The organism is Clostridium sp. AF50-3, assembly GCF_003477445.1.
In the GTDB taxonomy this organism is placed as follows: domain Bacteria; phylum Bacillota; class Clostridia; order Lachnospirales; family Lachnospiraceae; genus Otoolea; species Otoolea fessa.
The window spans coordinates 91,472-115,191 of record NZ_QUDH01000006.1 but is presented as its reverse complement, the minus strand read 5'-3'; the positions used below and the strand labels follow the sequence as shown (position 1 = coordinate 115,191).

The window sequence follows — 23,720 nt, the reverse complement described above, 5'->3', positions numbered from 1 at the left end:
AAAAAAGCTTTCATTTATTATTTTTTTGCCTTGCAAAAATAAAAAGCACGATTAATAAAATAACCGGGAACAATAGCCCAACTCCCATACCTGCACGAATATTGTCTCCTGCACTTTGTGTAACACGTCCAACAATCCCCGGACCTATGCTTCCACCCAGGTCCCCCGCCATAGCAAGCAAAGCAAACATAGCCGTTCCACCTGCCGGAAATCTTTCTGATGAAATACTGATTGTGCCGGGCCACATAATCCCAACAGAAAAGCCACAGATAATACATCCAATCAAACCTGATATCGGATTCAACGATACAGAAACAAGCAGGTAGCATATCACACATAAAATTCCAGATCCGATCATAAATTTCATCAGATCCATTTTATCACCATATTTTCCGAAAATTATACGACTGATCCCCATTGTAACAGCAAACATGCAGGGACCGGCCAGGTCACCAACTGTCTTTGACAGCCCCAGAGCAGCTTCCGCATAAGCAGATGCCCATTGTGCCATAGCCAGTTCTGATGCACCGGAGCAAATCATCAAGCATATGGAAAGCCAGAAAAGAGGTTTTCGAAACAGTTCTTTTATTCCCATTCCTTCCCCCTCATCTACCAAATGCTCGATCGGACAGGTTGCAAAATTATAGATATTTATGGCCGGAACAAGCGCCCATAAGACAGCCAGCCATTTCCAGCTGTCCATGCCAAACACCGCAAAAAACAGTGTAGAGATCACAATCGTTCCCACTGCTCCCCAACAATAAAAAGAGTGAAGCAGACTCATCGTTGCCTCTTTGTTATCAAATGGACACGCCTCCACGATCGGGCTGCAAAGCACTTCAATCAGACCACTTCCGACTGCATATACAATCACACTCAGGATAATTCCAACAAGCGGTTCCGGCAAAAGCTCCGGCAAAAAAGCCAGACCAACCAATCCTGCTGCGGAACATACCTCAGAAGTAACAATACAGATGCGATACCCTATTTTGTCCACAAACTTTGCACAAAACAGGTCTACCAACAACTGTGTAAGGAAAAAGCAGGTAGAAATCAACGCGATTTTTCCAAGTGCAATCTGATAATCATTATGAAATTTCAAAAATAACAATGGGGCAAAATTAGCTGCAATTGCCTGTGTAATAAATCCCATATAACAGGCTATTTTTGTTTTCCGGTAATTTGGCATGGTCATCACTCCTCGTTTTTTATTGAATTATATAACATAACATCTTTATTTTCATTGATTTATTTCCGAAATTTATTGTATAATATCGTAAAGTATGTTTCAAAGAGTGGGGTTTCTATGAATATAAATACAACCTATACCAAAATCATTACAGGTGAAGATTTGATGGAGACAGCTCAGCACGGAAGCACTCTCTATCCTTTCCAGTTTTACTATGAAGATCTGTCCGTTTTTGATTTCAACTGTATCGAATGGCACTGGCATACTGAATTGGAGTTTATTTATATTGAATCCGGAACCGTTACTTTGTGGATTGGAGAAGACCAATTTCATTTAACCGAAGGAAATGGCATATTCATTAATACAAAGGTACTCCATCGCCTTTATTCTCCCTCAAAAGCCCTCATTCCCAATTTTGTATTTATGCCTTCTTTTATTGCCCCTTGCGACAGCCTGATTTATCAGAAATATATTCTGCCGATCATTTCTTCCTCATTGCCATTTCTCGTATTTCATAAAAAAGTATGCTGGCAAGCAAAGGTTTTATCTATCATGCGGCAAATTATTTCTGCACAGGATTCCGTTTTATCCAAAGAACTCCTTACCAGTTCTCTCCTTCAGAATCTCTGGCTGGAAATATTTGAAAACACAGACATTTCATATCAGGAAGAACACAAGGATCATTCAACCGCTTCTCAAGCCCGGTTACAGCTCATGCTGCAATTTATCCATCTAAATTACTCACGGAGTATCTCATTGGATGACATTGCAGAACAGGCAATGGTCAGTAAAAGTACCGCTTTGAATCTGTTTCGGAAATATTTACATATAACGCCGGTTAACTATCTCATTAACTACCGTTTAAAACAGGCCGGTCAGTTGCTTTCAAAAACCGAGAAAAAAGTCAGTCTCATTTCTTCTGAGACAGGTTTTCATAACGTTGACTATTTTTGCAGATTATTCAAAAAACGCTACCAATTAACCCCAACGGAATACCGGAAACAGAAAAGCCGCTGATTGGGACGGCGCTGCATTTCCGGCTGCCATCCGCGGGATTCTGGTCAATGCCTTGCCGAAACTCATGCATCCGACACACAGCTTGGAGATTTGAATATCCTCTGCACCAAAAATGTCGATTTCCATATTTATATTTGAGATTCTGATAAGCATTACAGCGGCTTTTAAAAAATCTGTATTGATTTTTCTGTGCGAGGTGTTATAATCGGTATATACCGAAAACAAAAGGAGGAACGCGTCCATGCCAAGACCGTCACGGTGCCGTCGGATTTGTGGCGCACCACAAGTTGATACCTTCTGCCCCAATGGGTGCGAGAATACCGAGCCGATCCTGCTGACGCTGGACGAATACGAGGTCATTCGTCTGGTTGACTTGGAGCAGCAAACCCACGAACAGTGTGCCGTGCAAATGGACATTTCACGCTCTACCGTGCAGGAGATTTACGAAGTCGCACGGCGCAAGATCGCAGCGTGTCTTGTCCACGGAAAACCGCTGCACATCACCGGAGGAAACTACCGCATCTGCGGAGGGCAGGAGGCAGCCCACTGCGGCCGTTGGTGCCGGATGCAGAGAGCCAACACAGAAAAATCCAACAAAAAATGCAAAGGAGATTCCATTATGAAAATTGCAGTTACCTATGAAAACGGTCAAATTTTTCAGCATTTCGGCCATACCGAACAGTTCAAGCTTTATGAAGCTACAGACGGCAAAATCACTCATGCGGAAGTTGTTGATACCAACGGCAGCGGTCACGGCGCACTGGCAGGCTTCCTGATGCAGAACGGCGTGGACACTTTGATTTGCGGGGGCATCGGCGGCGGTGCCCAGGCAGCTCTGGCCGAAGCGGGCATCAAGCTCTACGGCGGTGTCAGCGGGGACGCTGATGCAGCGGTGAGCGCATTGCTCAGCGGAAATCTGGGCTATGACCCCAATGTTCATTGTGATCACCATGACCATGAGCACGGCGAGAAAGGTCACACCTGCGGTAACCACGGCTGCGGCAAGCATAGCTGCCATTGATATGGAACGAACACTGACACAGCTTCCGTTCTGGTCATCCTTGACCGAACACGAAATGGAAACGCTTTTCTGATGTGATGTGGGCGATGCAGCAGATCATGTTCAAGGGATTGGATCGGCGGCTGGCAGAGTTTCTCCTTGCCGAAGCGGAACGTACTGACTCCGACACGATACGCATGACCCATGAGCAGATCGCCCAGCACATCAGCTCGGCGCGGGAGGCGGTGGCGCGGATGCTCAAAAGCTTCTCGGAGGACGGGCTCGTAGAACTAAGACGAGGCGCGATCACGTTGCGGGATAAGAACAGACTAAATCGTTTGAAATAGATGTGACTTTGTCACAGAGTGAAATCATAATTCTAATATAATGAAAGCAGAAAACCGAAAGGAGAATCGATCATGAAAGAAACGAAATACGCAGGTACTCAAACCGAAAAAAATCTGATGGCTGCCTTTGCCGGTGAGTCCGAGGCACGCAACAAGTACACCTATTTTGCATCCAAGGCCAAGAAGGAAGGCTATGAGCAGATCGCGGCGTTGTTCCTTAAAACCGCTGACAACGAAAAGGAACATGCTAAGCTGTGGTTCAAAGAACTGAACGGCATTGGCGATACCTCTGAAAATCTTCTCTCTGCCGCTGAGGGCGAGAACTACGAGTGGACGGATATGTACGACGGCTTTGCCAAAACCGCCGATGAAGAAGGCTTTCATGAACTGGCGCAGCGCTTCCGTCTGGTTGCCGCTATTGAAAAGCACCATGAGGAGCGCTACCGTGCCCTGCTGCACAATGTGGAGATGGCGGAGGTCTTTGCAAAGAGTGAGGTCAAGGTATGGGAGTGCCGCAACTGCGGCCACATTGTGATCGGTGAGAAAGCGCCGGAAGTCTGCCCTGCCTGCAATCATCCCCAGAGCTATTTTGAGATCCACGCGGAAAATTATTAAAGAAAGAAAAGGAGAATCATCATGGAGCAGAAGTTTTACATTTGCAAGCATTGCGGTAACATCATTGCCAAGGTCAAGGACACGGGCGTTCCCGTCATCTGCTGCGGCGAGCCGATGAGCGAGATCGTTCCCGGCACCACCGACGCCGCCGTGGAGAAGCATGTTCCCGTCTGGACGGTAGAAAACGGCATCGTCCATGTCAAGGTCGGCTCCTTGGAGCATCCTATGCTGCCGGAGCACTACATCGAATGGGTATCTCTCCAGACCAAGCAAGGCAATCAGCGCAAGGAACTGCATCCCGGCGAAAAGCCGGAGGTCTGCTTCGCTCTCTGCGAGGGCGATGAAGTCGAAGCGGTCTACGCTTATTGCAACCTCCATAGTCTGTGGAAAGCGTGATTCATCTTTCAAAAATCTGTTGCTATTTCTCAACCCCTATCGCGGCAAGTGTGTATTCATCCTACTTGTCACGCTGGCGAATGCGGCAGGCGCTTTGCTGATCCCTACCATCACCGCCGACAAGATCAACATTGCCGTGGAGGGCAGACACATGGATTGCGATCCTCGGCGGTGGGATGCTTATAAAAGGCAGCCTGACCCCCGGCACGTTCCAGGCCTTTTTCCAGTACATGAACATGTCCAGCGAACCGATCACAGAGCTTTCCTATATGACAAACTCTCTGCAATCGGCGCTGGCCTCCATGGAGCGGGTATATGAGCTGCTGGATGAGCCGGAGATGGAAGCAGAGCCGGAAGCACCGAAGCGAATCGGTCATGCGCTGGGAGCGGTGGAGTTTTCCCACGTTCGCTTTGGCCAATTATTGGTGAATCGACATTTTGTTTCCTTTATCCACTCATTTTTATGATGTTCCAAGCACTTGATTCAAGGCAGAAAGTCATGTCGCATTACTTAATACTACAGCCCCTTCTTTATTTCTTCAATTGTCATCTCATATACTTCTGTTACTTTTTCCATTGCTTCCGGTATCCCCGGCTGCTCTCCGGTTCTATCTCTCAAAAGTTCTGTCAACTCATGACTAACCTCATACAGACGGTCAAAAGAAAGATTCTGACACACCCCTTTCAGTGTGTGTGCACCGCGAAAAGCATCTTCATAATTTTTATTTTCCAATGCCTGTTTTAACTGTATATAACTCTGATCTTCAAGGAACTTTAATGCAAATCTCCGAATCAGTGCTTCGCTGTGAAGGCGTCCCAAGACAGCTTCATAGTTTCCTCCAATAGCTTCGTAACACTCTTGCATTGTCATATTTTAGTCCTCCTGTCAATTGTATTCCACTAATTCATGAACCTCTGCGAATCAATTATATACATACCTTAAAATCGTTTTTATAACTTCATCAATCACAATCGGCTTTGACAAATGTGCGTTCATTCCTGCATCCAGTGATGCCTGAACATCTTCTGCAAATGAATTAGCTGTCATTGCTATAATAGGAATGTTTTTTCCATCCGGTCTGTCATTCATTGCCCTGATTGCTTTTGCTGCTTCATAACCATTCATTTCAGGCATCATGATATCCATCAGGATTACATCAAATGTGCCTTCCGGATGATTTCTGAAAATCTCAACAGCATTCTTTCCATCCACAACTCTTTCTACATTCATCCCGAACTCTTCCAACTGCACGGCAGCAATCTCTGCATTCAGTTCATTATCCTCTGCAAGAAGGACATTCACACCTGTAAGATTCACCTTTTCAGAAATACCTGTGTCTGACTTACTACATTCCTTATCTGTAATTTCCAAAGGAATATCCACAGTAAATGTGGTTCCCTCATGCTTTTTACTCTGCACGGAAATGGTTCCACCCATCATATCTACATACTTCTTTACGATAGCCATCCCCAGTCCAACTCCATGGTACTGCGTTCTCACATCGGAATCTTCCTGTGCAAATTCCTCAAAAACTTCTTTTGTAAATTCCTCACTCATGCCAATACCAGTATCCGAAATACGGTAACGCATATTTATATATCCATCCCCGCCCTTTTCCAGACACCGGGCTTCAAATGTAATCGTCCCTCCATCCGGAGTGTATTTTACGGCATTGCTCAGAATATTGACCAGCACATCACGCAGGCGTGCAGGATCCGCAAGTACATTTGGAATCTTTGCTCCTTCACGCTGAATCTTAAAGTTGATATCCCTGTTCGTAAGAAAGCCTTTTGTAATATCCAATGCAGAATCTGTAATGTTTTTCACATCCGCCGGTACCGGATTGTATTTCACTTTTCCACTTTCGATGCGGGTCAGATCTAATACATCATTGAGCAGCGACAGTAAATGCTCTGAGCTTTCGTCAATCTTTTCCAGACAATTTTTCACCTCGTCTGACGGATTGTTTTTCATTGCAATACCGGTAAATCCTATGATTGCATTCATCGGTGTCCTCATATCATGGGACATATGTGACAGAAATGCTGTTTTTGCCTTGGTTGCAGCCTGTGCATGCTCTGCCAATTCCGCCATTTCCTCAGCTTTCTCCTGAGCCGTCTTCTGAGCTTTTTTTCTTGCACTGAGACGCACCATTATCACAGCCATAGTAGTCAGCAGCCCTCCAAAAATAAGAAGAGCCAAAACAGTAACAACAGGATGCAGACGGATCCAGTCAACAAATGTCAGCTCTGTTGCTTTGTATGTGGTATACTGTGCTGCAAGATCTTCAACAAGATTTTGGGGCATGGCATACATTGCTTTCGTCAGAATACCAGCCAGCGCATGGTTCTCAGTTGATGAAATTACCATGCGGTAGGTGAATGTAGGCTGTTCCAGCAGAGTATATGTCATGGTGCCTGTAGTGTCACTGTTCACAAACGCCTGTGCCATGTAATAGTAGACGAAGGCAGCATCTGCTTTACCCTTACGGACAGCTTCCATCATTTCCTGTCGGGTACTGCACATCAGTTTTTCTGCACCGGGTGCCATTGCATCTTCAATTGAATTTGATACTGTCTGGTCAACAGTAGTAACAACATTAATTTTCCCATCAAAGTCACGCCGTGTCACCCTTGCCAGCTGCATCGTAATGAAAGGTGCAGTAATCCCCCATTTTTTCGTCTCAGCATAGTTATCTGTTTCCAGGCGTGCATCGATGCTCATATCTGTGGTTTCCTTATTTTTCTGATAAGCAATATACTCATCTCTGGTGACAAGTGTAAGAAACTCATAGGAAATCCCGGCATAGTCTGCAATTTTCCGGAAGTAATCCGGGATAATACCCTTCATCTCACCATTTTCATTATAAGAATATGGATAACGGGTCGGATCACACAGAACATGAAGCGGGTTGTCCTTGGAATACTGTGAAATAATACTTTTTTCTTTCTCCGTATATTCCAGATTCTTAGTTTCGATGCTTTCATAATTTTTATTGTAAAGCGTCGTTTTCCAGTCACCCTCAACCGCATTCATCTGATCGATCGCATAATTGATCTCATTCAGCAATTCTGTATTGCCCTTTTTAACAATGACATAGAAATCGCTGCTGCCAAATTTCTCCACGATTCGCTCATTGTTTGTTTTTCTCAGAGAACTGGTAACAATCGCATCAACTTTTTCGCTCTGAAGGGCTTCATCCATTTCTGTGGTCGTATCAAAATAAGATGGAACATATGTAAATCCTTTGTTGTCTGCAAAATCCGCAAACTCTTCATTCCGGGTGTTTCCGTTCAAAAGCGCCACACGCATACCGTTGTAAGTGCTGTAATTGCCGTCCACAATCGTGCTGTTGTCACTGCGGACGGTCAGCATCCCATAATTGGTTCCGATTGGACGTGAAAAATCAAACTTTTCTTCTCTGTCCGGTGTTTTGCGGGCAGATGTTACCATATCAATCTCGCCATCTTCAAGCATCTGCTGCATATCATCCCAGCTCTTATCATATCCGACATATTCGTAATCCACATCCCAATAACGGGCCATCAGCCGAAGAAAATCATAGCCATACCCACTGCGGTTGCCTTCTTCATCCATCACATGATAACCATCCATGGCAAAGAAACCGACTTTGACAGTTTCATGCTGTGAACTGCCCTCGGCTGCATATGCAGTCTGGGGAGAAAACAGCATACACACGCATACAAAAAACAGTAACACTGCCACATATTTCTTTGCTCTCGAAATCATATTAAATCTCCTTGTCAACCTTCTGGTTTAATAAAATTGCACTGTCGCATCAAATCCATTTGTCACTGTTCAGTGACCTGCGGTTCGGTACCCCCCCCCCACCAGATTTTATGCTTCTGATCGTCTTTTCCAGCACCTTCATCTCAACCGGTTTTGAAATATGTGCATTCATACCGGCTGCCAGAGAATGCTGAACGTCCTCCGAGAACGCATTGGCAGACATTGCAATAATTGGAATCTTCTTTGCCGCTTCATGGGAGCTTCTGCGGATTGCCTTCGTTGCATCATAACCATTCATAACAGGCATCTGCACATCCATCAGAATCATGTCATAATCACCTGGAGCAGACTGTTCAAATGCTTCCAAAATCTCTTCGCCATTTTCACAAATGGTACATTCCGCACCTTCAATTTTTAACAGTTCTATCAGGATCTCCGCGTTCAACTCATTATCCTCTGCACACAGGAATTTCATTCCCTGCAGAATATTTCCATCCTGCTCATCTGTTTCTTCTTGTGCCGCCAGAGCAACCGTTCTATCCTCTGCAATTTTCAGATCCAAGAGAACCTCAAAACAGCTTCCCTGTCCTGGTTCACTCTCCACATCAATGGTACCTCCCATTGCCTCAACCAGATTCTTAGTAATCGCCATTCCAAGTCCGGTTCCCTGTATTTTATTTGTAAGGGAACTTTCCGCACGGGTAAACGCATCAAAAATTGTATCCTTGAAATCTGCCGACATTCCCATACCATTATCGCTAACTAAGAAACGGTACTTTGCATAGACAGATGACTTTGTCTCACATTCTTCTACAAAGAACTGAATTTCCCCACCTTCCTGGGTATACTTCACTGCATTGGAAAGCAGGTTGCTGAAAATCTGCATCAGGTGAACCTGATCCGCATTCACCCACTCATGCTGAATATTTTCTTTTATGATTGTAAGGGTCTGCTGCTTTTCATATATTTGAGTATGAAATATAGTGTCAAGTTCCTGTACAAGATCCAGAATAGAAAAGTCAGAATACTTGAAGACTGTTTTTCCTGCCTCAATCTTGCTCATATCCAGAACATCATTGATAATTCCTAACAGGTGCTGTGATGAAATGTCTATTTTTTCTGCATACTCTATAACTTTTGCTTTATTACCTGCATCATGTCTGATCAAAGATGTGATACCAATGATTGCATTCATAGGTGTACGAATATCATGTGACATATTAGACAGGAAATCCGTTTTCGCCTTATTTGCATTTTCAGCTGTCTGCAAAGCCTCTGTTGCAACGTTCTTTGCCTTTTTCAGTTTTTGATTGACTACTTCCATTTCCTTCATTGTTTGTAAATGAAGTTCATTATTTCTTTTTTCATATTCTGCTTTTTGATCTGCAAGACTAAGTCTGGAAATACTGTAGAATAATCCGGCAAAAAGTAAAAATATATAACCTGCCATGAGTATTGTTGTAAACAACACCGTTTTCTGGTAATCCCTCAGCACATTGTCAACAACTCCCCTTTCCACAATACATACCAAAATGGTGTTGTTGCTTTCTATCGGGCAATACCCCAGATAATAGGGGTTCTGTTTTCCCAAAAGTGCAACTCCGGATTCTCTGTTATTAAACTTCTTTTTGAACAAATCAGCCTCTTCTTCTGTAATAGCCTGTTCTCCTTTTAAATGTTTTAACAGGGAATAATTACGCAGGTATTTATCACCACTCTGGTTCGTATACGTAATATTTCCGTCATTATCCAGAATGAACAAATATGCTTTCCCGTCATAACCTTTCAGTTTTAACATGGAATCCAGTTTCGAATGATCATACACGCTTCCAATTGCCGTATAAGTTTCCCCATTGATAGTATATTCCTGACATGGAATCGCAACCAGATAACCGTCTTTTTTCTTCTGATCATAATCAACACGCACCAGTTTTCCAATATTGTATCCATTCTTTAAGTCCAGCAGAAATTTACTTGGCATATCAATCCGCATTTTTGTTCCACCTGCTGATATTGCCTGACCATTTTCCCGAAGGAATATAAGTGTACTTTCCGATTCTTTTTCCCATGCTTCAAAGAAACTTTTGTTCATATCCGTTTCAAGAGACAGCTCCCTCTCATGAAGTAAAAATTCCTTAACCAACTGCAGCTGGCTGTAGTACCCACTCACTTGAAGATCATAGGTCTGCTGCATCTGCTCAACAACAGCTCCCATACTGCTTTTTCCATTTTCACTGATATACTTGCTAGACTTACTTATAAGATACTTTATACAAACTACGCTTAAAAGAATAATAAGTAGTATAAGCAACAGCCTTGTTATTTTTTTTTCTTTTATTTACCGTTTGTTCTATCTCCACTTTTACTGTTCAACCTCTATATAATCTTCCGGTGCTGACGGCTGCTGTCCTTTTGACATTGCTTCGATCCATGCACTTGATAATGTTGTATCTTTAAGCTGCTCAATCTCACATTTCGGATTTATTTTTTTCAAAACAGACATTGTGGTGTCTGTAAGAAGAATCGAGTATTCCTTTTCTTTGTCTATTTTCTTATCATTAACTGTCAAGTCCTTTAATGAAAATCCACTTTCCGCTTGATTGACGATAATTTTCATACCGGATGCAATTGGTAATTCGTATTTATTGGTTACATAAAAATTCTCATCCGCATCGGCGAAATAATTTTCCACGAGTTCACAAACCTGTTTACCACTAATTTTTGTAAAATATAATGCTGTATCTGAACTCTTTGCTGTCATCATGCCAACCCGGCTATTGGTGCATTCTCCTTTATACATAGAAGAAGTGAAATAATAATATGGTGCCAGAGCCAGCTGTGCATCATTTTCTTCTCTGATCGTAGTTAAAATGGAAGATGCTGAATCACGGCCATTTCTATCGTTCAGTGAAATGGAATATTCATTTTCAAAATTCACCGTTGCTTTTTCTTCCGGAACTTTACGATTCATTACACTGCGCAAAGTATCATAAGCCTGTGTTTCATCCATTTCCCCTGACAGTAATCCGTGAACAGCCTCAAGACTTGCATCAAATGATTTTTGAGCGGAATATCGGATATAAACAGCATTATTTTTAATTTCCTCTTCCAGTCCAGGTACATCCTGCATCATGGTTGGAACATCTGTATTCAATGAAATAACACCGCTTCCATCCGCAATCAGCTTTTGCCCCTCTTCTGAAATCATACAATCCAGCACATCCAGTGCAGTATCCAGTTTCTCCCGGTCTTTTTCCAGGTTTTTGTTAAATGCAATGTTTAATGACGGAGTCATATACACATAGGATTCATCCGATGTCTGTGAAAAGTAAGGAATACGGATCAGCTCCGCATCCATCTGTTTCTGCAGCTGCTGCATAACCGTCGGATGTCCATGAAACATTGCTGATTTTCCCTCGACAAACATCTGGGTTCCTGTATTGATGTCAATATTGATATCTTCTTTGCCAAAATGCGAGTCCTTAAGAAACTGACTGGTTTCTGAAAAAATACGTTTCCATAATGTATCATCAAACTTTACTTCATCCGCTGCAGTCTCTGCACCGTTTCGCCATTCAATACCATCCAGGCTTGTAAACTCACCGATTGCCGCTGCCTGGATGATTTCATTATTAGACCAGTCTTCACCAAGATCCATGGAATACGGTTTTATGCCATTATCATAAAACTGCTGACAGGCCTGTACATATTCCTCATAATTTTCTGGAATCTTTATGCCATACTGATCAAACAGTGTTTTGTTGGCAATGATCGTCTGCGGAATACCACAGATTGGCAGCCACTGGATTTCATCCTCCTCATTCTTATAATATTGCACCGCATAGGAATAATACTTAGAAACAACATCATAAGAAGCAAAATCCATAAGATAAGGCTGTAAGTCCTGTGCATCTGTTCCAGAAAATCGACGTACTGTTATGATATCCGGTAATTCATCATGTTCTTTAAAATAACTGTATAAATCGGTATCATTGTTACCAATAATAAATTCGATATCCTGATCAGGAAACTGTTCATGGATATAGGGTGCAATATTTTTCATCAAACGATTTTCCCACAGATAAACGGTAAGATGATCATCATTTTTAGATACTTCTTTCTTTGACTGTCCACATCCAGACAAGACAGCAGCTGCTGCAAGTACACCTGACACCACCGCTATCAGACAACGTTTTGCCTTTTTCATACTTTCATTTTCCTCATTCTTTCCTATATAAAGTCATTATTGTTACGTCTATGAAATAACACCACAAAAAAGCACTGTCAGACAGACAGTGCACCTCATTTTATGCAACTGGCTGCCATTTTACAGGCCCTGTAGTTTTGCGTCCCAGACTTTCATCTGGTTTGCCGATTTCCTTATTATAGCTTTTAAACTTATGCAAAAAACTGGTTTTATTATACTATAGCGCTCTACTGTACACAAGAAAAACATTACCGTTTTAACGCCTGAAAACAAAAAAAGAACAGTCGATATATATACTCGAACTGTTCTTCTACTTCCGAAGTCCACGAAGCATTGACATTACTGTTTCCTGCTCATTTGCATTCAGATCGTTCCATATCCCTAGAACTTCTTTCTGTTTTTCTGTCAGATTCTCTGAATTACCTTCCTGAAAAAACTGCGATAATGTCACGCCCAAAGCTGCACATATTTTTTCAAGTGTGATCAGCGACGGCAGGTTTTCCTGCGCCATGATCCTTCCCAGTGACGACTGGGAAATTCCCGACAGCTGCGATAATCTGTATTTACTGATATCACGCTTTTCACATAAAGATGTTATTTTATCCGCAATATACTTCTCTACCTGCAAGTAACTATACCTCATTTCCGCTATTACATGTTCTTATTGTACCTGTAATAATGAAAAAATATTAGTAATCAACTTTGCAAGTATTTATCCCCATCATGGGAAGTATACGGATAAAAAAATATAAAGATACTTTCGTTTCCGCAAAAGTCATTTTCGCTTATATCATTTTTATAATAACACAGACAGTTATGTTTGTCACATAAAAGTTTGAAACCCCAAACAAAAAAATAAGCCTTCTCATACCGCAAAGCCGCATATCCACGGATAAATCCCCATCCCAGAGGGATCACCCTTCTGATGAATATAAAGGCTATTCGCAGATGGCTACGCAATCTGACATGGATGCCTTTTCACAGAAAGTTCACAGCTCATATAATGACACTATATTGACGTGGCACGAGTATGTGAGTATACTGTAAGCCATGTGGAGGTTGTGCGTATGTCAGCAACAAATCTGAACATCCGAACGGATAAGGAAACAATTAAAGGATAAATCTGAAAAGCGAATCAGCTGATGGAAAAATGCACGCTCTGCAGATGCGGTATTTACATCAGCCCCTTCCACATATTTCTATGAAATAAAAAGTGGAGTCAAATTGAATGAAAACACAAGCAGACAAGAAGTCAGTCAAAGACATCCAAGAGTTAAAGCAGAGATTTACCAAGTTTTCCATAGGTTTATTTGCAATTTTGACGCTTTCAATCACATTGTTGGCATCAGCATATACATATATTCTGCAAAAATCGTATACAGATATCGCCCTTGAAACGGAACTCAAACGTGATATAGAAAATGCAGATGCAATCCATAAATTGGCAAATAAAAAAATCGGAAGAGAAGAATTTGCCACGCTCCGCCATCAATCTGATGAAAATACAGAAATGTATCACAAGGTTTCCTCGTTTCTAAATGAAATTCGAACGCTGAATTCAACCAGATATTTATACACCGCCACCCGAAATGAAGAAAACAGGCTGATCTATGTGGTGGACGGTCTGGATCCCAACGCAGGAGATGTCAGACATCCGGGAGACTATATTGAAGATGAAATGATTCCGTATATTAACAAGGCTCTTTCAGGAGAAACGGTGTATTCGCAGAACATTGTTGATACGACATGGGGTCCTATTTTCACAGCCTGTTATCCTATAACAGGCGATTCGGATGAAATAGTTGGTGCTTTATGCATTGAAATGGATATGCAGTCTGTGAATGGGCTTGTAGAGCGAACAAGAAGAGCATCCGTTTATGTTGGAGCTATGGCAGGATGTGTGCTGTTTTTGCTTTGTGCTGTCTGCTTTATCGGCTACAAAAGAAAAAGAGAAGATGAAATTGAACAGACGATTTTGTTGCGCGAGGCTGCGGAAAAAGCAGAGACCGCAAACAGAGCAAAATCATCCTTCTTACTTAACATGTCACATGATATTCGATCACCTATGAATGCTATTATCGGATTTACGGACATTGCACTGAACCAGACAAATGTATCTGAAATTCACGATAGTCTGCAAAAGGTAAAAATAAGTTCAGAGCATCTGCTGTTTTTATTGAATAATGTACTGGATCTTAGCCGTATCGAGAACGGAAAGGTAAGCTTCTCACCTGAGCCGGAGAATTTGCCTGTCCTAATAGATAATGTGATTGCTATCGTGGATGGACTCCTACTGAATCGTGATTTAACATTTGAGATACATCGCAACATCCCCAAAGAACTTTATGTTCTGACGGATGCAACAAAAATTCGTGAGATATTGACGAATCTTCTGAGCAATTCGGTCAAGTTTACAAAAGATGGCGGAACGATTACTTTTGAAATTAGTATCAAACCGGGCATAGACGAACGGCATATTGTAAGCAGTTATGCGGTAAAAGACAATGGCATTGGTATGAGTGAAGAATTTCAGAAAAGGCTGTTTGAACCCTTTTCACAGGAGGATAACGGCGCACGAACACATTATGCCGGAACGGGGCTTGGAATGGCAATTTCCAAGCAATATGTAGAACTGATGGGCGGTACAATTACGGTTCACAGCAAGAAAGGGTGTGGTTCGTCTTTTACAGTAGAAATTCCTATGGAACTTGCAGACCCAAAACAGATACCTGAGCTGAATCTGATACAGGATGTCAGCCTTAATGGAGTAAAGGTTCTTCTCGCAGAAGATAATGAGCTGAATGCGGAATTGGCAATCACGCTGCTCGAAGAAGCAGGTATGCATGTAACTCGTGCAGTAGACGGACAGGACGCAGTTGCTTGTTTTGCCAACAATCCAGCAGACACATATGATGTGATTCTAATGGATGTCCTGATGCCTAAAATGAATGGGCATCAGGCGGCAAGGGCAATTCGTGCAATGAGCAAGGAGCGCCCAGACGCTGCGAAAATTCCAATCATCGCACAATCTGCAAATGCTTTCAAGGAAGATGTACAGGCATCCTTGGATTCTGGAATGAACGGACACATTTCAAAGCCATTCAATATAGATGCAGTGACCACTGCAATAAAACAAAATATAAAGAGATAGAAGATTGAGCAACAATCCGCTAACTATCAGAGCATCGTTCAAGGTTTATTTGGACGGTGCTTTTTCTATACCCACAAACTAAACCTTCATTCCATTTGAATACTAATAATGCCGTATATTTGTCTCTAAAGGGCAAATATGCGGCATTTCTTTATTCTTTATGTGCGTGATCGTACATCTTTTGAATATCCTCCGGCAACTTATCCGATATCATACTACGGCAATGATCATTTGAAGGTTATAGTGTTTGGTATCGCGTGTGACCTGACGAGAACCTCGTTTGTAACTATTCGGAAATTCCGAATAGTTGAATCTTCTTCAAGCTCTGAATCAGCATAAATCTTCTTGATACAAAGTCTATTCGCAGATTGCTACGCAGAAGGACTTCGATGCATTTTAACAGAAAATTCACAGCTTGTATAATGACATTGTGTTGACATCACACGAATTTCTGCATATACTATACTTGAATGGAGGTGTTCTGTATGGCAACAACTAATTTAAATATTCGTACAGACAAGGCAATCAAGGATCAGGCGGAGGAAATCTTCAATGAGCTTGGTCTGAATATGACAACTGCTGTAAATATATTCCTGAGAACCGCTATCCGTGAGCATGGTATTCCTTTTGAATTAAAACTGGAAGTACCGAATGCTACCACAGCCGCTGCCATTGAGGAAGGCAGAAAAATGATGAAGGATCCTTCTACTCCGCGTTATTCCAGTATGGATGCGCTTAAGGCAGCTCTCGATGTATGAAATACGACATTCAGTTTACAAATCAATTTAAAAAGGATTTGAAGCTTGCCAAAAAGCAAAATAAAAATCTTGATAAGCTGTTTGAGGTAATCGATATTCTGGCGAATGGCGGTATGCTGGAAGCAAAATACAGAGATCATGATCTTACAGGCAATTATAAAGGCACGCGTGAATGTCACATCGAACCAGACCGGCTGCTTATTTATGAGATTCGTGGAGAAGTTCTTCTTTTGATGCTTTATCGCCTTGGTTCACATTCTGAGCTGTTTAAGAAATAATCCCAAAATCGGAAGTTGTAGGAGGAAATTTTTAATGAATATAACAGTTTATCTTGGGGCAAATGAAGGAAATGACCCATGCTTACGAAAAGCAGTTGAGGAATTGGGGGCATGGATTGGAAACAGTGGAAATGCACTTGTTTACGGTGGTTCTAAAGGTGGTTTAATGGGAGCATTGGCAGACAGTGTATTGAAGGCAGGCGGTGATGTTACGGGTGTTGAGCCGAATTTTTTTATTGAAAATGAGTTTCAACATGATGGACTGACAAAACTGATTGTGACTAAGGATATGTCTGAGAGAAAAAACAAAATGATTGAGTTAGGAGAAGCCTTTATTGCCTTCCCGGGCGGCACGGGAACATTGGAGGAAATTGCAGAGGTAATGTCGAAGGTGTCTTTGAAACATCTGGAGGCACCCTGCATTCTCTACAACCTGAACGGTTACTACGATGATTTGAAAGCACTTCTAAATCATATGATTGAAAAAGGATTATCTTCTAACGAGCGACAGGAGGGAATCTTTTTTGTTGAAAATCTGGATGATATAAAGCGAATCTTGAGACGGGCATAACTTATGTTTGCACAGTAAAATGGAGTTGCATTAGCGAAAGACAGAGCACGATCAATTCCAATTTGACGGAGTAATGGATATGAAAATCCGAGAAGTGAACGAAAATAAAAAGCAATTTATATCATTATTGTTATTAGCTGATGAACAGGAGAGCATGGTTGAGCGCTATCTTGAAAAAGGTACTATGTATGTGCTTGAAGACAATGATGAAAAAGCAGAATGTGTTGTTACCGATGAAGGTAATGGAATACTTGAAATCAAGAATATCGCAGTCGATCCGGAAAATCAGAGAAAGGGCTATGGCAAAGCACTAATTGATTTTCTTGCCAGTAAATATGCAGATGAATATTCTGTTTTGCAAGTTGGAACAGGTGACAGTCCATTGACGATACCATTTTATGAAAAATGTGGGTTTGTTCGTTCTCACAAGATTCCCCATTTCTTTACTGACAATTATGACCACCCAATTTATGAGGGCGGTGTACAGTTGATAGATATGATATATTTGCAAAGATGTTTATAACTTCCAGTATTTGTCAACTTCTTACTTTTGCTCATATTATCACCTCATCAAATTCCGATTGAGATTTCACCTGTTTTAAGAGATTTAATAACTGTTATATTTTCTTATTAAATTCTCCGCAAACCCTTGAAAACACTGGATTTGTCACAGGTGAGCTTTCCCTTATTTTTTCCCTTGTGTTATATATTCCCATATAAGTTTACGAACTCTGATAAGGGAAAATACAAGGGCACAGAATCTTTTGACGTATACTCGCAAACCAAGCTGTCACTCATTGTCCGAGTGACAGCCTGGTTACTTGCTATCCCTGATACCTTATTCTTTCAACCAACGTTTCCTTTTTCAGATTACTGCTTAAAACGCAGGAAAGCACAATCTGCAAAAGGCTGACCAGCAAAATCATAGCAAGAATTGGTGTAATTGGAACATGATAGACATTCATTCCAAATATCCCATTATGCTTTGCATAGGCAAAGAGCACGTAGCCAAGTGGCAGACCAACGACAAGTGCTACACATATGGTGCCAACCGTAAAAATCAGTCCCTGTAACTGCAGACATAAATTTAATTGTTTATTTGTCATACCCACAGCCTGTAATATACCATATTCCTGCTTTTTTGTCGTAATATTCATGATCATGGTATTCGCCATATTCATAAACCCGATGAGTCCTACAATAGCCATAAACAGATAACAGCCAAGCTTCATCATGCTGCTTGCAAATTCGGCAGATTGTAACTGTGCATGATAGGTATCCATTTTTATATGCGAAGTATTAGAAATCAAAGTATTCAGACTTTGTTCTACAGATGCCACATCTTTTTTATCACAGTCCACCCACAGATAGCCATAGGCTGTTCCTCTCGGATTCATGGAACGATATACACCTTCCGGAATGACAAGATAAGTGTCCGCGCTTACAAAAGATCCTGCAATCTTTCCCTGATAGGTATAGGTTTCACTTCCATTCTCAAAGTCAAATGCAATGGATTCACCCGGAGCATATCCATCTTGTTCCATCCACGTTGACCAGCCAAAGAAAATATCACCATTCTTTACCGCCTGATCATAGTCCATAGAGCCAATATCCCCGTCCTGGCGCATAAAATCAAAATCATTTTTACTCACAACAGCAGCCGGAAATCTTGTTCCGTTCAGATTTACAGAGACTATCTCTCTCGTCATGACATCTGTCACTCCCGGAATGCTTTTGATTTCTTCAATCAGCGAATCATTCAATGGATTATCCGTCAGAATCGTATCCAGATTATTCTCCGGATATCTTTCATCATACTCAGCAGAATAGTCAAGCTGTAGTTCAAATTGTCCATGATTAACGGAAAGACATGCTTCATGCTCCGTGTCAATATTTCCCACATAATTAGAGATAATCACAAACAATACGCAAGAAAAACCCATTGTGAGGATAGTACCAATAGTTCTTTTGGGATTACCCGTTACATTTGCCATTGCCATAGAAAACACGGTGACATTTTTTCTGCCATTTCGTTTTCCTTTTTTTTGTGTTTCTGCATTTTCTAAATACCGTGTTGCTTCGATAGGTGAAATCCGTGAAACAATTTTCATTGGTTTACGCAGTGCCAAAGCAACGGTAAGAAATGATACGAAAATACAGAGAAACATAACAGGCAGGGAAAACAGAGGCACCTGCTGATTTTGAACTCCCATAGAGCCAGTTCCGGTTGATACAAGGTTCCCCTGTTCTACCAGCCAGTTAAAACCGCATTTTGCAATCAGAAAGCCAAACAGCAACCCCAGCGGTATCGAAGGAACCGACAGAAGAATGCCCTCACGAAAGATCAACTGCTTCATCTGCTTTCTGGTTGCACCCAGCGCCTTGATTTTTCCGTACTCCTGAACCTTCTGGGCGATCCCGACCTGGAAGATATTATAAATGACCACAACGGAAAACAGCACGATTCCAAGGATCAGAGTTCCACAAACCACAATCATTTCATAACTCGGCTGCAAGACCCATTGCAAATAGAGATCATTGACTATAACGTTTTTTTCTTCGATCCCACAGGCTGCTGCAATCTGCTTTATAACCGAATCAATATTATTCATAGATACATTTGCAGAATCATTTAAAGTAAAATAAATATTATACTGTCTGTCATTCTCTGCGACGTGCTCATCATAAAACTCCTGTGACCCGAAAGCAACATAAGATGACTCGATGGTATACTCATCCCGATCATATAGGATTCCACTGACAACAAATTCTTCCGGCTTATATTCTGACTGCATCCCTGCGCGGTAATCCAATGTCACCGGATCCCCGACTTTTACATCACCATACCCCATTGCACGGAAAAATGCTCTTCCTGCGGCAATTTCCTGCATTTTTTCCGGATACTTTCCTTCCTTTAACTCATATTCTTTATTATAGGGAAGCATTTTTTTTACAGTCTCATCCATGCAGACAAACCCGCCTTTTTCATTGCCTTTTATGATACCTTCGGTGCACATAGTGCCTGTAGCATCTATTTCCGCACGGCGGTTTACTTCTTTTAACTGCGATCCGTCTGCGGAAACAAACAGACCATAATTGCTTCCGTATGAGCTTGCCGCCTGACTTTTCTGTAAATGAATTACCCCATTTCCCACAGTACTGATGATAACAAGCAGCATCGTGGTCAGACAGATTGCCATCATGATCAGTATACTTCTTGTCCTGTTCCTTTTGTCATTGCTATATGCAATCCTGCTTATTGTCTTCATCTGAAATCCACCACCTGTCCGTCCTCAATCACCAGAATACGGTCAGCGACCTGTGCAATTTCGTCATCATGGGTAATCATTACAATTGTCTGTCCATATTTTTTTGCTGTCATCTTAAGCAGAGCGATTACCTCATCACTGGTCTTAGAATCAAGATTTCCTGTGGGCAGTGTTAAGTTAGTACAAATATAAAAAGGCTACACACTGACTGTGTACCCCTCTGCAACGAACCCCAGCAAGCCTGCTGCCTGCCGGGGTTTTGTTATTCTCCCATATTGTCTGGCGCGTCTTCTTCCGTGACCGTTCTTTCTCTTGCAATCAGCTTCAACGGCAAAAACGGACATTTTCTGTATGTTTCGTACTTGTCACCCTCTCTGCACATGAAGCAATTTGACCGCACGCAGTTTTTATTTGCAAATTCTGCCGCCGCTTCTTTGTTTATCATTCAATGCCCCCATTCCTCCCGGCAAGCCTACCACCTGCCGGGAATGTCTTTTTACATTCTGCCTACAAATTCCAGTGTCTTTGTCTGGCGGTCAGCATAGAACAGCTTTTCTGCTGTTGCTGCTTCTGTGAAGCCGTCCTGCTGTAAAGTGTTCGTGTTAATCTGCGTGTCATACTGTGTAATCACAATCTTGCTTTTTGTTCCCTCTGTAATTCTCCACGCTGTCACTACGTTCTTGCCGCCTGCGAACAGGTTTCTAAATTCTTCCTCTGAAAAACCCTGCTTAAATTCTGTGAACGCTGCTGCCTTGATTTTGTTTAATGCTTTCTTTGTCATTTCTGCCATTTTGATTTCCTCCGTATTGAATTGTATTGACTTTTTGTGTTAAGCACTATTGCTTTAACTGCCTTTATTATATACTTACGGAAGTATATTGTCAATAGTTTTTTTAATTATTTTCCATTTATTGTCATTCTAACAGTTTTATTGCACTTCCTGCATTTCTGTATTGGTCTTGTTTTCACCTCTCCAAACGGTTTGCAGTACCCCGTTTTGCATACCGGGCATACATAGTAATTATGAATTATGCAGCACCGCTTTTCTTCCACGCTACTTCCTCCCCAGTTCTGAATTTATAATGTCAATCACATTATTATACATGAGGTCCATTCCATTTCTGAAATGCTTTTCTTCTTTGTATAGTCCACACCCTTTTAAATCTGTGTAGGCGTTTTCAACCTGTCTTTTCACGTTTTCCAGTGTTCCCGGCTTCCATTCTTCGCCCAGCACCTCTGCTCCTGCTGCCATTGCCGCTTCTCTGGCTTCTTTCTTCTGCTCCTCCAATGTGTAGTGGTGGCAATGGTGGCACGGTGCTTCTGCGTCATTATAATATAGGCACTTTTCGTCTGTATAATATATGCAGTCCGAGCCGTCCCAGCCATGCAAAAAGCCCGTTTCAAATTCCTGTTCTTTTACTCTTTCTGCCACGTCAATTCCTCCCCGGTGTCCCGCTTGTATTTCTCTTTCACCGCTTCCACAACATAGTTGTTCTGGGAAGAATAGCCCTGCGCCTTTGCTATTTCTTTGATACGGGCTTTCATACCCTTTGGCACCGCAAGTTCCATGCGGTCATAATTGCTATCACGGTATTTATTCTTTGCTACCGTCGCCGCAGGTCCTCTTGGTATATATTTCTTTTCTGTTGTATCTGACATTGTCTGCACCTCCTGTTGTTTTATTCAGTATATCACACTTTGTTTTCTTACGGAAGTATACATTTTGTACAATCTTACGGAAGTATATTTGTTTATTCTGCCCATTGCTTCTATACTTCCGTAAGTATATAATAAAGACAGTTAAAGAAATCAAGCACATGGAGGGCAAACGATATGGGAAAAATTATTTACATGGAAGATAGAATAAACGGGCTTCACTGCTACACCCCGGAAATGGGACAGCGCAAACCAGACGTAAAGCTGGAAGCCAGACTTTCACATTACGGCAACCATTACATTGTAGATACCCCGCTTGAACTCAAAGGCAGGGGCATTACAAAGCAGGAAGTCTGCTGGGTGGCTGGCTGCAAGCAACAAATTGAAAACTGGCTTTCCTATCGTGTCACTGAAAAGGCATTTAAAAAGCTGAAAGCGCAATATCCAATATCAATGGAATGTGTGCTTGATTAAATATTACACGGGCGGCGCTGCTGCCGCCCATAAAGAAAAGGTGAAATAATATGGCAAAATCTTATAACAGACGCTTTAGAAAGAACGGGCTTTCATTCATGGTGCAGGACACGCACCCGGCAGACCGCAAGACTGATACTGATAAATATTATCTGACAGTCAACCAGAATGGCATATATAAAATTGTGTACGATAATATCACATGGGAAATTCCAAAGTTTCCAACTATCCACGCTGCGCAATTCTGGGCGCTGACCAGTTCTGATTTTATCGGCACCATGTAAAATGCTTTTATCTTACGGAAGTATACATATTATACAATTATACTTCCGTAAGTTTGTGCATTGTGTCTATTGCTTTTATACTTCCGTAAGTATATAATAAAGACAGTTAAAGAAATACAGAACACGGAGGGCAAAGCAATGACAGTAAAACTTCAAGGAATATATAACAAGCAGGAAGCAAAGGCAGTAAAAGAATTAAAGACCGGGGACGTTATCATGTGGAACTACGGATATACAAGCACCGTGGTTGACCTTATCCCAAGCAAGACCGGAAAGACAATCACTTGTCTTCTGAAAAGCAATCAAGATGGCGTTGTCCGTGAAAGAAAAATGGGTGCAGAAAGACTGGTTGCTATTGCATAGCAGCCAGCAGAAAGAATGGTGAATGATTATGAAAACAGATATTGTTATTTGCAGCAAGTGCAATGGTTCCGGCAAATTCATTTATAAATCCGGCATGACTGGTCCTTGCTACCAGTGCAACGGCAAAGGTTCTGTGAAGCGCATTGCTCACAAATCTTTTGCAATATCCATTGTGAACAATGATGGTGTCCGCATTGACTGGTTGCACATAAGCGCCAGAAGTCAAAATGAAGCCGTCAGAAAAGCCAGTGTGACTGCTGCCCGTGGCTGCTATAAAGACCAGATAGACAGTATCAAAGCTGTTGAAAACGGCATTGATTACACATATAAACCGATATAACGCCGTATTTGCCCCGTAAACGCAAAAAGACCGCAAGTGGTGTATTTATCCACT

The 23,720-nt window shown here is 41.9% G+C and carries 26 protein-coding genes, 2 pseudogenes and 1 riboswitch; of the genes and pseudogenes, 15 read left to right on the top strand and 13 right to left on the bottom strand.

Translation table 11 applies throughout. The annotated features are described in order from the left end of the window. Positions 1–10: 10 nt before the first annotated feature. Positions 11–1,189 (bottom strand): MFS transporter, encoded by a 1,179-nt coding sequence (locus tag DW085_RS08790; RefSeq protein ID WP_107001116.1) that lies wholly within the window; start codon positions 1,187–1,189, stop codon positions 11–13. A 117-nt stretch (positions 1,190–1,306) separates the two neighbouring features. Between DW085_RS08790 and DW085_RS08785 the strand changes: the two genes are divergently transcribed. From DW085_RS08785 to DW085_RS08755, 6 genes are all read left to right on the top strand, one after another. Then, positions 1,307–2,206 carry an AraC family transcriptional regulator gene (locus DW085_RS08785; RefSeq protein WP_107001117.1) on the top strand — a complete coding sequence of 300 codons (900 nt, stop codon included), beginning with the start codon at positions 1,307–1,309 and terminating at the stop codon, positions 2,204–2,206. 241 nt (positions 2,207–2,447) lie between these two features. Continuing rightward, the gene (locus DW085_RS08775; protein ID WP_107001119.1) at positions 2,448–3,227 is read left to right on the top strand and encodes a DUF134 domain-containing protein; all 780 of its coding nucleotides are present in this window, start codon (positions 2,448–2,450) and stop codon (positions 3,225–3,227) included. An 86-nt stretch (positions 3,228–3,313) separates the two neighbouring features. Continuing rightward, a complete protein-coding gene (locus DW085_RS08770) occupies positions 3,314–3,553 on the top strand; it encodes a helix-turn-helix domain-containing protein (RefSeq protein WP_242995740.1) in 240 nt (79 codons plus the stop codon). A gap of 72 nt (positions 3,554–3,625) precedes the next feature. After that, positions 3,626–4,168 (top strand): rubrerythrin, encoded by a 543-nt coding sequence (rbr, locus tag DW085_RS08765; protein ID WP_107001120.1) that lies wholly within the window; start codon positions 3,626–3,628, stop codon positions 4,166–4,168. A 21-nt stretch (positions 4,169–4,189) separates the two neighbouring features. After that, a complete protein-coding gene (locus DW085_RS08760) occupies positions 4,190–4,564 on the top strand; it encodes a desulfoferrodoxin family protein (RefSeq protein WP_107001121.1) in 375 nt (124 codons plus the stop codon). A gap of 176 nt (positions 4,565–4,740) precedes the next feature. Further along, entirely contained in the window at positions 4,741–5,031 is a 291-nt protein-coding gene (locus DW085_RS08755) for an ABC transporter ATP-binding protein (RefSeq protein ID WP_107001122.1), read from the top strand. A gap of 50 nt (positions 5,032–5,081) precedes the next feature. Here the strand turns inward: DW085_RS08755 and DW085_RS08750 are convergent, their stop codons facing one another. The 5 genes from DW085_RS08750 to DW085_RS08730 form a co-directional block, all read right to left on the bottom strand. Next, on the bottom strand, positions 5,082–5,435 hold the full coding sequence (locus DW085_RS08750; RefSeq protein WP_107001123.1) for an Hpt domain-containing protein: 354 nt from the start codon (positions 5,433–5,435) through the stop codon (positions 5,082–5,084). Positions 5,436–5,486: 51 nt separating this feature from the next. Next, on the bottom strand, positions 5,487–8,315 hold the full coding sequence (locus tag DW085_RS08745) for a transporter substrate-binding domain-containing protein (RefSeq protein WP_118492291.1): 2,829 nt from the start codon (positions 8,313–8,315) through the stop codon (positions 5,487–5,489). A gap of 49 nt (positions 8,316–8,364) precedes the next feature. After that, entirely contained in the window at positions 8,365–10,530 is a 2,166-nt protein-coding gene (locus DW085_RS08740; RefSeq protein ID WP_243033982.1) for an ATP-binding protein, read from the bottom strand. 147 nt (positions 10,531–10,677) lie between these two features. After that, positions 10,678–12,522, bottom strand: a complete 1,845-nt coding sequence (locus tag DW085_RS08735) for an ABC transporter substrate-binding protein (protein ID WP_118471916.1) — start codon at positions 12,520–12,522, stop codon at positions 10,678–10,680. A gap of 100 nt (positions 12,523–12,622) precedes the next feature. Next, positions 12,623–12,698: riboswitch (cyclic di-GMP riboswitch) on the bottom strand. Positions 12,699–12,832: 134 nt separating this feature from the next. Next, complete coding sequence (locus DW085_RS08730; protein WP_181986209.1) at positions 12,833–13,165, bottom strand: helix-turn-helix transcriptional regulator; 333 nt, start codon at positions 13,163–13,165, stop codon at positions 12,833–12,835. Between the two features lie 585 nt (positions 13,166–13,750). On the opposite strand from DW085_RS08730, the gene DW085_RS08720 reads away from it, so the two are divergent. Continuing rightward, positions 13,751–15,673, top strand: a complete 1,923-nt coding sequence (locus tag DW085_RS08720; RefSeq protein WP_118492287.1) for an ATP-binding protein — start codon at positions 13,751–13,753, stop codon at positions 15,671–15,673. A gap of 216 nt (positions 15,674–15,889) precedes the next feature. Here DW085_RS08720 and DW085_RS19730 read toward each other — a convergent pair. Then, positions 15,890–16,023 (bottom strand): annotated as a pseudogene (locus DW085_RS19730) (cell filamentation protein Fic); the annotation flags it as partial. Between the two features lie 135 nt (positions 16,024–16,158). Here DW085_RS19730 and DW085_RS08705 point away from each other — a divergent pair. The 4 genes from DW085_RS08705 (at position 16,159) to DW085_RS08690 (ending at position 17,803) form a co-directional block, all read left to right on the top strand. After that, a complete protein-coding gene (locus tag DW085_RS08705) occupies positions 16,159–16,431 on the top strand; it encodes a type II toxin-antitoxin system RelB/DinJ family antitoxin (RefSeq protein WP_118492286.1) in 273 nt (90 codons plus the stop codon). After that, positions 16,428–16,709 (top strand): type II toxin-antitoxin system YafQ family toxin, encoded by a 282-nt coding sequence (locus DW085_RS08700; protein ID WP_118492284.1) that lies wholly within the window; start codon positions 16,428–16,430, stop codon positions 16,707–16,709. The genes DW085_RS08705 and DW085_RS08700 overlap by 4 nt, the downstream gene beginning before the upstream one ends. Positions 16,710–16,743: 34 nt before the next feature. Continuing rightward, the gene (locus tag DW085_RS08695) at positions 16,744–17,280 is read left to right on the top strand and encodes a TIGR00730 family Rossman fold protein (RefSeq protein ID WP_107001131.1); all 537 of its coding nucleotides are present in this window, start codon (positions 16,744–16,746) and stop codon (positions 17,278–17,280) included. A gap of 79 nt (positions 17,281–17,359) precedes the next feature. Continuing rightward, entirely contained in the window at positions 17,360–17,803 is a 444-nt protein-coding gene (locus DW085_RS08690; RefSeq protein WP_118492283.1) for a GNAT family N-acetyltransferase, read from the top strand. Positions 17,804–18,104: 301 nt separating this feature from the next. On the opposite strand, the gene DW085_RS08685 is transcribed toward DW085_RS08690, so the two are convergent. From DW085_RS08685 to DW085_RS08660, 6 genes and pseudogenes are all read right to left on the bottom strand, one after another. Then, positions 18,105–20,549, bottom strand: a complete 2,445-nt coding sequence (locus tag DW085_RS08685) for an ABC transporter permease (protein ID WP_118492281.1) — start codon at positions 20,547–20,549, stop codon at positions 18,105–18,107. Continuing rightward, positions 20,546–20,716: pseudogene (locus tag DW085_RS08680) on the bottom strand (ABC transporter ATP-binding protein); the annotation flags it as partial. The gene DW085_RS08685 and the pseudogene DW085_RS08680, both read right to left, overlap by 4 nt. Before the next feature lie 95 nt (positions 20,717–20,811). Continuing rightward, on the bottom strand, positions 20,812–20,994 hold the full coding sequence (locus tag DW085_RS08675; RefSeq protein WP_118492279.1) for a hypothetical protein: 183 nt from the start codon (positions 20,992–20,994) through the stop codon (positions 20,812–20,814). 51 nt (positions 20,995–21,045) lie between these two features. Further along, positions 21,046–21,339: a hypothetical protein gene (locus DW085_RS08670; RefSeq protein WP_117469265.1), complete on the bottom strand. Its 294-nt coding sequence runs from the start codon at positions 21,337–21,339 to the stop codon at positions 21,046–21,048. A 264-nt stretch (positions 21,340–21,603) separates the two neighbouring features. After that, positions 21,604–21,981, bottom strand: coding sequence for a hypothetical protein (locus DW085_RS08665; RefSeq protein WP_118492277.1), 378 nt, complete (start codon positions 21,979–21,981; stop codon positions 21,604–21,606). Further along, a complete protein-coding gene (locus DW085_RS08660; protein WP_118492276.1) occupies positions 21,966–22,208 on the bottom strand; it encodes a hypothetical protein in 243 nt (80 codons plus the stop codon). The genes DW085_RS08665 and DW085_RS08660 overlap by 16 nt, the downstream gene beginning before the upstream one ends. Before the next feature lie 174 nt (positions 22,209–22,382). Here DW085_RS08660 and DW085_RS08655 point away from each other — a divergent pair, with 174 nt between their 5' ends. The 4 genes from DW085_RS08655 (at position 22,383) to DW085_RS08640 (ending at position 23,666) form a co-directional block, all read left to right on the top strand. Continuing rightward, on the top strand, positions 22,383–22,679 hold the full coding sequence (locus tag DW085_RS08655) for a hypothetical protein (RefSeq protein WP_118492274.1): 297 nt from the start codon (positions 22,383–22,385) through the stop codon (positions 22,677–22,679). Positions 22,680–22,729: 50 nt separating this feature from the next. Further along, the gene (locus tag DW085_RS08650; RefSeq protein ID WP_117469261.1) at positions 22,730–22,963 is read left to right on the top strand and encodes a hypothetical protein; all 234 of its coding nucleotides are present in this window, start codon (positions 22,730–22,732) and stop codon (positions 22,961–22,963) included. 138 nt (positions 22,964–23,101) lie between these two features. Next, positions 23,102–23,326: a hypothetical protein gene (locus DW085_RS08645; RefSeq protein ID WP_117471706.1), complete on the top strand. Its 225-nt coding sequence runs from the start codon at positions 23,102–23,104 to the stop codon at positions 23,324–23,326. A gap of 22 nt (positions 23,327–23,348) precedes the next feature. After that, on the top strand, positions 23,349–23,666 hold the full coding sequence (locus tag DW085_RS08640) for a hypothetical protein (RefSeq protein ID WP_118492272.1): 318 nt from the start codon (positions 23,349–23,351) through the stop codon (positions 23,664–23,666). Positions 23,667–23,720: the final 54 nt, after the last annotated feature.

Excerpts from the sequence above, each read along its gene's own strand:
- DW085_RS08685 (WP_118492281.1), bottom strand. The coding sequence starts at position 20,549 with ATGAAGACAATAAGCAGGATTGCATATAGCAATGACAAAAGGAACAGG.
- DW085_RS08640 (WP_118492272.1), top strand. The coding sequence starts at position 23,349 with ATGATTATGAAAACAGATATTGTTATTTGCAGCAAGTGCAATGGTTCC.
- DW085_RS08755 (WP_107001122.1), top strand. The coding sequence starts at position 4,741 with ATGCTTATAAAAGGCAGCCTGACCCCCGGCACGTTCCAGGCCTTTTTC.
- DW085_RS08785 (WP_107001117.1), top strand. The coding sequence starts at position 1,307 with ATGAATATAAATACAACCTATACCAAAATCATTACAGGTGAAGATTTG.
- DW085_RS08660 (WP_118492276.1), bottom strand. The coding sequence starts at position 22,208 with ATGTCAGATACAACAGAAAAGAAATATATACCAAGAGGACCTGCGGCG.
- DW085_RS08700 (WP_118492284.1), top strand. The coding sequence starts at position 16,428 with ATGAAATACGACATTCAGTTTACAAATCAATTTAAAAAGGATTTGAAG.
- rbr (WP_107001120.1), top strand. The coding sequence starts at position 3,626 with ATGAAAGAAACGAAATACGCAGGTACTCAAACCGAAAAAAATCTGATG.
- DW085_RS08655 (WP_118492274.1), top strand. The coding sequence starts at position 22,383 with ATGGGAAAAATTATTTACATGGAAGATAGAATAAACGGGCTTCACTGC.
- DW085_RS08670 (WP_117469265.1), bottom strand. The coding sequence starts at position 21,339 with ATGGCAGAAATGACAAAGAAAGCATTAAACAAAATCAAGGCAGCAGCG.
- DW085_RS08770 (WP_242995740.1), top strand. The coding sequence starts at position 3,314 with ATGCAGCAGATCATGTTCAAGGGATTGGATCGGCGGCTGGCAGAGTTT.
- DW085_RS08735 (WP_118471916.1), bottom strand. The coding sequence starts at position 12,522 with ATGAAAAAGGCAAAACGTTGTCTGATAGCGGTGGTGTCAGGTGTACTT.
- DW085_RS08730 (WP_181986209.1), bottom strand. The coding sequence starts at position 13,165 with ATGAGGTATAGTTACTTGCAGGTAGAGAAGTATATTGCGGATAAAATA.
- DW085_RS08745 (WP_118492291.1), bottom strand. The coding sequence starts at position 8,315 with ATGATTTCGAGAGCAAAGAAATATGTGGCAGTGTTACTGTTTTTTGTA.
- DW085_RS08740 (WP_243033982.1), bottom strand. The coding sequence starts at position 10,530 with ATGGGAGCTGTTGTTGAGCAGATGCAGCAGACCTATGATCTTCAAGTG.
- DW085_RS08675 (WP_118492279.1), bottom strand. The coding sequence starts at position 20,994 with ATGATAAACAAAGAAGCGGCGGCAGAATTTGCAAATAAAAACTGCGTG.
- DW085_RS08650 (WP_117469261.1), top strand. The coding sequence starts at position 22,730 with ATGGCAAAATCTTATAACAGACGCTTTAGAAAGAACGGGCTTTCATTC.
- DW085_RS08705 (WP_118492286.1), top strand. The coding sequence starts at position 16,159 with ATGGCAACAACTAATTTAAATATTCGTACAGACAAGGCAATCAAGGAT.
- DW085_RS08720 (WP_118492287.1), top strand. The coding sequence starts at position 13,751 with ATGAAAACACAAGCAGACAAGAAGTCAGTCAAAGACATCCAAGAGTTA.
- DW085_RS08775 (WP_107001119.1), top strand. The coding sequence starts at position 2,448 with ATGCCAAGACCGTCACGGTGCCGTCGGATTTGTGGCGCACCACAAGTT.
- DW085_RS08760 (WP_107001121.1), top strand. The coding sequence starts at position 4,190 with ATGGAGCAGAAGTTTTACATTTGCAAGCATTGCGGTAACATCATTGCC.
- DW085_RS08690 (WP_118492283.1), top strand. The coding sequence starts at position 17,360 with ATGAAAATCCGAGAAGTGAACGAAAATAAAAAGCAATTTATATCATTA.
- DW085_RS08695 (WP_107001131.1), top strand. The coding sequence starts at position 16,744 with ATGAATATAACAGTTTATCTTGGGGCAAATGAAGGAAATGACCCATGC.
- DW085_RS08750 (WP_107001123.1), bottom strand. The coding sequence starts at position 5,435 with ATGACAATGCAAGAGTGTTACGAAGCTATTGGAGGAAACTATGAAGCT.
- DW085_RS08645 (WP_117471706.1), top strand. The coding sequence starts at position 23,102 with ATGACAGTAAAACTTCAAGGAATATATAACAAGCAGGAAGCAAAGGCA.
- DW085_RS08790 (WP_107001116.1), bottom strand. The coding sequence starts at position 1,189 with ATGCCAAATTACCGGAAAACAAAAATAGCCTGTTATATGGGATTTATT.